Source organism: Bradyrhizobium sp. AUGA SZCCT0431, from assembly GCF_018131065.1.
GTDB lineage: Bacteria > Pseudomonadota > Alphaproteobacteria > Rhizobiales > Xanthobacteraceae > Bradyrhizobium.
Window position 1 is genome coordinate 217002 of the sequence record NZ_JAFCLR010000010.1, and the last position, 7130, is coordinate 224131.

The window sequence follows — 7130 nt, forward strand, 5'->3', positions numbered from 1 at the left end:
CGTCGTCCCGGCCTTGACCCATACTCCGCGGCCCTACTTGTCTTGGAAGGTATCTAACGCCGGTGCTCTCACCGAGAGGACACGGCGTATGGGTCCCGGCTCAAGGCCGGGACGACACCGTCTAAAACGCTACCGCCCCTTGAAGTTCGCGACCCTTCGCTCTGCCGTCGCCTTGACGCCTTCCTTGAAGTCTTCGGTGGCGCGCAGGCGCGACTGTTCGGCGAGTTCGTGGTTGGTCGCGGCCAGCACGCGGTCGGCGAGGCCGGCGCGCATGGTGGCGCGGGTCGAGAGCAGGCCGAGCGGCGAACATTCGGCGATCTCTGCGGCGAGCTTCATGGCCTCGGCGCGCACCTGATCCTGCGGCACGCAGATATTGGCGAGGCCCATTCTGGTGGCCTCCTCGCCGGTCACGCGGCGGCTGGTGTAGAAGATCAGCTCGGCGTTGTTCTTGCCGACCAGTTCGGGAAGCGTCGTCGTTAGCCCGAAGCCCGGATGAAAGCCGAGTTTGGTGAAGTTGGCCGAGAAGCGCGCCTCCGGGCAGGTGACGCGGAAGTCCGCAGAGACCGCAAGCCCGAGGCCGCCGCCGATCGCGGCGCCATGCACTGCCGCGACGACCGGCTTCTTGGCGCGGAAGATCCGCACCGCGTGCAGATAAAGACTGTTAATCGAACCGAGACTGTCGGCGGGATCGCCCTTTTTGGCTGCTGCCGCCTCGGCCGCTTCCTGCTCCTGCCGCTTTGGATCGCTGAAATTGGCGCCGGCGCAGAACGCCTTGCCCTGGGCGGCGAGAACCGAGGCGCGGATCTCGATATCCTGGTCGAATTCCTCGAGCGCATCCGCGATCTGGTTGATCAGCGAAATGTCGAAGAAGTTCAGCGGTGGCCGCTGGATTTCTATCAGGCCGACATGGCCGTGCTTCTCGACGCCGATATCCGTGTATTTTGTCATTTTGTTTCCTCGTTGAATTAGCGCAAACCCAGCCCGCGGGCGATGATGCCGCGCAGCACTTCGGTGGTGCCGCCCTGGATCGTCAGTTTTGGTGCGGTCTTGATCGCAAACGAGAGCTGGTTTTCCAGCGTCTCGCGGTTGGTGGCGGTCTCCTCGACGAACGCCGCGAGGTCGCGCACCCGGTGCGGCAGCGCCTGCTCCCACACCGTGCCGATGTCTTTCACGATGGAGGCTTCCACTACCGGCTCCTTGCCGGCCTGCAGCATGCCCGCCACCGACACCGACATGCGCCGCATGGTGTGCAACTGCGCCACCAGCCGGCCGATGCCCTCGGCGCTGCGGGTATCCGGGTTCTTGCCGACCGCGCGGACCAGTTCGGTCAGCACATAATAGGTTTCCAGAAAACGTTCGGGGCCCGAGCGTTCATAGGCGAGTTCGGAGGTCGCCTGCTTCCAGGCGCCGTCGACTTCGCCGAGCACGTGATCTTCGGGGACGAAGAAGTCGGTGAAGACCACTTCGTTGAATTCGTACTGGCCGGTGATCTGCTGGATCGGGTTCACCTCGATGCCCGGCTGCTTCATCTTGACCAGAAACTGCGTCAGGCCGTGGCGGCGGTTTTCCTTGGTCGGCGGCGAGGTGCGGAAGATCGCGATCATGTAGTCGGCGATGTGGGCCGAGGAGGTCCAGATCTTGGTGCCGTTGATCAGATAGCCGCCGTCGGTCTTGGTGGCGCGGGTCTTGGCCGCGAACAAATCGGAGCCGGAGTTCGGCTCGCTCATGCCGATCGCAAAACAGACCTCGCCGCGGCAGATGCGCGGCAGGATGTCCATCTTGATGTTCTCGGGTGCGTATTTCAGCAGCACCGGGCCGCTCTGACGATCGGCGACGAAGAAGCGCCGTGTCGGCGCGTTGGCGACGCGCATCTCTTCGGTGACCACATAACGCTCGAGGAACGAGCGCTCATGGCCGCCATATTTCTTCGGCCAGGTCATGCCGAGCCAGCCCTTGGCGCCGACCCGGCGGGAGAATTCCGGCGCGTCGGTGTCTTCGCGGTTGGGCTGGTGCGGATCGAAGGTGCCGGCGGCGATTTCCTCGGCAAGGAAGGCGCGCACTTCCTTGCGAAGCTGTTCGCATTCGGGCGGCAGGCGGATCGGATCGAAACGAAGGGCTGCGGTCATGGTGCGTCTCTATGCAGGCAAACGGTTATGAAAATCAGCGCGAGGCCACCAGCGGCCACAATTCATCGGCGCCGCGGTTAGCTACGAGCCTGCCGAGCTCGACCGCCCAGTAGCTTTCCGAGCCGAAATCGTCGCGCCATCCGAGCGCCCGCAGCGAGTAGCGATGCAGAATGTGCTCGATGGTGAAGCCGATCGCGCCATGCACCTGATGGGCGATGCCGCCGCCCTTTTCGGCGGCTTCCGAGCAGCGGATTTTGGCCGATACCGCTTCGAGGAACACTTCGTCGTTGAATGAAGTGGCGTTGGCGATGGCATCCGCGGCCGAGGTCGCCGCGGCCAGCGCCGCTGCCGATTCGCCCGCGAGCCGCGCCAAATTGTGCTGCACCGCCTGGAATTTCGAAATCTTCTTCTCGAAGGCGACGCGTTCGTTGGAATAGCGCACGGAAATTTCCAGCATCGATTCCAGCGCGCCCGCGATCTGCAGGGAGCGGGCGACGCCGCCCATCAGCATCAGATGGGTTTGCTCAAAACCTTTCGGCGCCGGCCTGGTCGTGATCGGCTGCACCTTGTCGAAGGTCACGGTGTCGCTGTGGTCGCCGCCGAGGCCGAGGCCGGAATCGATCCGGCACTTGGCTGCTTCAACGAGCGCGATCGAGAGCCCCTTGGCATCGCCGGCGACGACCGCGATGTGCTTGGCGGCGTTCGCAAACGGCACGCCGCGGGCCTTGCCCGACAGGCTGCCATCGGCATTGAGCGCGATGCGGTCTTTTGGGCTCGCGGGCGCGACGGTCATTTCGCCGTCGGGCGAGGAGATTTTCGCCTGCGCCAGCAGCCATCCCGCAAGCATGGTTTCCGCCAGCGGCACCGCGACCGCAAAACGTCCGGCGGCGCTGAGAACGGAAAAGCCTTCGGCAAGGCTCGCGCCCGAACCGCCGCAATCCTCCGGCACCCAGGACAGCGGCAGGCCGGACTCGCTCAGCGCCTGCCAGAGCGGGGCCTTCCACGCGCCGTCCTTGTCGCGATTGATGGTTTGGGCGTCGGCGAGATCGGCGAAGATCTTCTCCGCGGTCTCGGCAACGATGTTCTCACTCTCCGCCACAGCGTTCCTCATCTTGATTGGCACAGCTTATTGGCACTGGGCCCGGCTGTTCCGCCGGGCTTCAGGTGCGGCCTTTTCTCGATCTTTTCTTGCGCTTTATGATGCGGAAAAGCCATAGCCGTGACAAGCGCTGCCCGCAGGGCTGCCTGCGGCGGCGGCATACAGCGCGACAGGCGAAGAATAAATTCCGCGCAACGGATTTCCCCGATTTGCAGGGACTTTGCCCCGCGATATGGTAGACGCGGAAATGGGCTCGAACAAAGTTTCAAAACAAAAAGAGGAAATGCGGATGTCGAAGGATGATTTGTGCGCGATCATAACGGGTTCGGCATCCGGCCTCGGGGCTGCGACCGCGGCCATTCTGGCCAAGGGCGGTGCGCGTATCGTCGTCAATTATTCCAACAGCAAGGCCGAGGCCGAAGCGACCGCTGACCTCTGCCGTACGGCGGGCGCCGAAGTCATCGTGGTGCAGGGCGACGTCTCGCGCGACGAGGACTGCAAGAAGATTGCCGCGGCCGCCGCATCCTGGAGGCGGCTTGACGTGCTGGTCAACAATGCCGGCACCACCAAGCACGTGCCGCACGACAAGATGGATGATCTGACGGCGGAAGATTTCCAGCGCATCTATGCCGTCAACACCATCGGCCCGTTTCAGATGATCCGCGCCGCGCGCGCGCAGCTCGAAGCGGGCGCCAAGGCCTCCGGGCGTGCGTCCGCCGTGGTCAACGTGTCGTCGGTGGCCGGCATTTCCGGCGGCGGCTCGTCGGTCGCCTATGCCGCGAGCAAGGGCGCGCTCAACACCATGACGCAATCGCTGGGGCGCGCATTGGCGCCGTTGATCCGCGTCAACACGGTATGCCCGGGCTACATCGATACGCCCTGGTTCACCAAGGGCCGCGGCGAGGCCGGCGCCAAGGCGGTGCGGGATTCGGTGATTGCGAAGGTGCCGCTGAAGACGGCCTCAACGGCTGACGATATCGCGCAGCTCGTCTGCTTCCTCGCCTCGCCGGCGTCTGGACAGATGACCGGCGAGTTCGTCCGCATGGATGCGGGGATGCATCTGGTTTTGTGACGATGTCGTCCCGGCGAAGGCCGGGACCCATACGCTGTGTTCTATCGGCAAGAACACTGGCGTTAGAGACCGCGCAAAACAACGGCGGCCGCGGAGTATGGGTCCCGGCTCAAGGCCGGGACGACAGCAATAACTACCTGTTACCCGGATCCGAAATCACGCGGCTGGCCACCAGCCGGTTCCAGATGAACAGCACGATCAGCGCGCCGATGGTGGCGGTGACGAAGCCGGCGCCCTGATTTTGGCTGTAATAGCCCATCGCCTGGCCGATGAAGGTCGCGAGAAACGCGCCGGCGATGCCGAGCACCGTGGTCAGGATGAAGCCGCTCGGATTGTTGGGGCCGGGCGAAAGCAGGCGCGCGATAATTCCGGCGACAAAGCCGACGACGATGACCCAGATAATGCCACCCATGGCGATGGTCCTTTGCAATGTTCTATGAGGGAGAATGCGGCGCGCGAGCGCGCCGCGGTATCAAAGCCGGCCTGAGATTTCGTTCTCGTCCGGCAGCCTTCCGTCCGGCGTCAGGTGATTGATCACGTCGGGCAGATACTGGCTGAGACCCTGCAGCAGATCATCGCGCGACATACCGGTCTGCGAGGACAGCGATTCGATCTGGTCGGCGCCGAGCGCGCTGGCGAGATCGCCCGGTGCGATCTCTTTGTTGGGTCCATTGCTGACCCATGAACTCGCCGCGTCGCCCTGGCCCTTCTCCTGAAACTGCTTGAGCAGGTCGCCGAGACCGCCACTGAGGATGCTGCCGGCGGCGCCGCCAGCGAGCAAGCCGCCGAGGCCGCCCTTCATCAGATCGCTGAGGCCGCCTCCGCCCAAAGCACCACCCAGGCCGCCGGGCAGGCCCGCAGTCACGTTGCCGGGCAGTTTCGGCGGGGCAGAAGGCGCGGAGGGCGCTGCACCCGGCTGACTGCCGCCGAAATGTTTCACGGCTTTCCAGGCCAGCAGAGCCAGGATCGCCATGGTCATCGGCGACATGCCCTCCTTGCTGTCCGATTGCGCGTTCGGGTTGCCGGGGCCGCGCGGGCCGTTCTGCATGCCGTTGAGTATGTCGAGTAAACCCATGGTAGTCTCCTGCAGCGTGTCAGCCCCCGGGCGAAACATAACGGTGGCCCATGACGGTTACAAGGCGCGCCCGGATAAGCGTTTGCGCCTTCGATAGGCACCGGGCGCCGGTTCTGCTATCGAACGGCCGGCAATAGAGACAATTGAAGATGAACGCAGGCCGAACGATTGGCGTGGCGGGCGCGGGCAGCATCGGCTGCTTCGTCGGCGGCATGCTGGCGGCCGGCGGCCGCCGTGTCGCCTTGCTGGCACGCCCGCGCGTGATCGCCGAGATCGAGGCCAGGGGCCTGCGGCCGACGAGCTTTGAAGGTTTCGATCAAACGCTTGATGCCAAGAAGCTCACGCTGTCGGATGATCCCGCGATCCTTGGGGATGCCGGCGTGGTGCTGGTGTCTGTCAAAAGCGCCGATACCGCTGACATGGCGGATATCATCGCACGGCACGCTCCATCAGATGTCATTGTCGTCAGCCTGCAGAACGGCGTCGGCAATGTTGCGGTGCTGCGCAATCGCTTGCCCGGCCGGCGCGTGCTCGGCGGCATGGTGCCGTTCAATGTGATCACGGCAGGCGAGGGGCGGTTTCATCGCGCGACGTCGGGCGACATCGTGATCGAACAGGACGCCGCCGGTACCGCCGAAAAGCTTTCAGTGCCCGGATTGAACATGCGCCCGACCGGCAATATCGACGGCGTGCAATGGGGCAAGCTGCTGCTCAATCTCAACAACGCGCTCAATGCGCTGGCCGATCTGCCGCTGCGCCGCCAACTCGCGCAACGGCCTTGGCGGCGATTGTTTGCCGACCAGGTGACGGAAGGATTGGCGGCGATGCGCGCGGAGGGCATCAAGCCGGTTTCGCCGACGCCGCTGCCGGCGGGCTGGATGCCGCCTTTATTGCGTTTGCCGGATATGATCTTCGAAGCCGTGCTGGGGCGGACGATGAAGATCGATCCCGAAGCGCGCTCCTCGATGTGGGAGGATCTGCAACGCGGCCGCCGCACCGAGATCGACTATTTTCAGGGCGTCATCACCGAGATCGCCGAGCGGCGCGGGCTGGACGTGCCGCTGTCGCGCCGGGTCGTCGAACTGATCCGCAAAGCCGAGGCCGCCGGCCAGGGTTCGCCGGGGCTGACACCGGATCAGATCCGCAGCTGAAGCGGTTGGTTGCCTTGAAATGGCGCCGATGCTGCACGAGTTTTGCTTGGAAGCGTTCACTGGGAGAAGCGGCATGAAACCAACACGCGCAGCCCCTCTGGCGATCGCCGCCTTTCTCGGCTCGTTATCCGTGCTTCCCGCGTATGCCGTGCCGCCCGTTGCGACGCCGTCGCCGGGCTATGAGGCACGGCTGCAGGAGCAGCGGGCCGCCTCGACGCGACTCTATAGACCGGTCGCGCCAGTGACAAAGCCTCCGCGCCGGACCAAGCGCGTGCCTGCGAACTGATCCTGTTGATGCTGACGCTATCTGCGGAGCAATGGTGATGACGGATTGATGTTGTCGTCCCGGCGAAGGCCGGGACCCATACGCCGCGGCCTCGCTTGTGGGAAGAGGAAGACAACAACCAGCGTGCAAAACAATGATCGCTGGTGGTTATGGGTCCCGGCCTTCGCTCTAGTGCATGCACACATCTCTGAGGCTCCATCCTGCGGCGGCGGCGTGGAAGTATTCGAGGCCGTGCTTCATGGTGATGGGACCTGGCGGCTTGGACGAGGGGTAACCGTCCCAGCCGCCGAGCCGGCCGACGATCCAGGCGGCCCACGCGAG

General features: G+C 64.4%; 8 protein-coding genes. 3 read left to right on the forward strand and 5 right to left on the reverse strand.

Annotated features, from left to right (window positions below):
* Nucleotides 1-129 precede the first annotated feature (129 nt).
* Genes JQ567_RS12410 through JQ567_RS12420 form a run of 3 tightly spaced genes read right to left on the reverse strand, consistent with a single transcriptional unit; the run spans nucleotide 130 to nucleotide 3225 of the window.
* The gene (locus tag JQ567_RS12410; protein ID WP_212439063.1) at nucleotides 130-948 is read right to left on the reverse strand and encodes an enoyl-CoA hydratase/isomerase family protein; all 819 of its coding nucleotides are present in this window, start codon (nucleotides 946-948) and stop codon (nucleotides 130-132) included.
* Between the two features lie 17 nt (nucleotides 949-965).
* A complete protein-coding gene (locus JQ567_RS12415; RefSeq protein ID WP_192736508.1) occupies nucleotides 966-2126 on the reverse strand; it encodes an acyl-CoA dehydrogenase family protein in 1161 nt (386 codons plus the stop codon).
* A gap of 34 nt (nucleotides 2127-2160) precedes the next feature.
* Nucleotides 2161-3225 (reverse strand): acyl-CoA dehydrogenase family protein, encoded by a 1065-nt coding sequence (locus JQ567_RS12420; protein ID WP_212439064.1) that lies wholly within the window; start codon nucleotides 3223-3225, stop codon nucleotides 2161-2163.
* A 289-nt stretch (nucleotides 3226-3514) separates the two neighbouring features.
* On the opposite strand from JQ567_RS12420, the gene JQ567_RS12425 reads away from it, so the two are divergent.
* Complete coding sequence (locus JQ567_RS12425) at nucleotides 3515-4297, forward strand: SDR family NAD(P)-dependent oxidoreductase (protein WP_212439065.1); 783 nt, start codon at nucleotides 3515-3517, stop codon at nucleotides 4295-4297.
* 133 nt (nucleotides 4298-4430) lie between these two features.
* On the opposite strand, the gene JQ567_RS12430 is transcribed toward JQ567_RS12425, so the two are convergent.
* A complete protein-coding gene (locus JQ567_RS12430; RefSeq protein WP_212439066.1) occupies nucleotides 4431-4709 on the reverse strand; it encodes a GlsB/YeaQ/YmgE family stress response membrane protein in 279 nt (92 codons plus the stop codon).
* Nucleotides 4710-4769: 60 nt separating this feature from the next.
* Nucleotides 4770-5372: a YidB family protein gene (locus tag JQ567_RS12435; protein ID WP_212439067.1), complete on the reverse strand. Its 603-nt coding sequence runs from the start codon at nucleotides 5370-5372 to the stop codon at nucleotides 4770-4772.
* A gap of 149 nt (nucleotides 5373-5521) precedes the next feature.
* Here JQ567_RS12435 and JQ567_RS12440 point away from each other — a divergent pair, with 149 nt between their 5' ends.
* Together JQ567_RS12440 and JQ567_RS12445 are read left to right on the forward strand one after the other, a co-directional pair.
* On the forward strand, nucleotides 5522-6523 hold the full coding sequence (locus JQ567_RS12440) for a 2-dehydropantoate 2-reductase (RefSeq protein WP_212439068.1): 1002 nt from the start codon (nucleotides 5522-5524) through the stop codon (nucleotides 6521-6523).
* A 73-nt stretch (nucleotides 6524-6596) separates the two neighbouring features.
* A complete protein-coding gene (locus JQ567_RS12445; protein ID WP_212439079.1) occupies nucleotides 6597-6809 on the forward strand; it encodes a hypothetical protein in 213 nt (70 codons plus the stop codon).
* Nucleotides 6810-7130 lie beyond the last annotated feature (321 nt).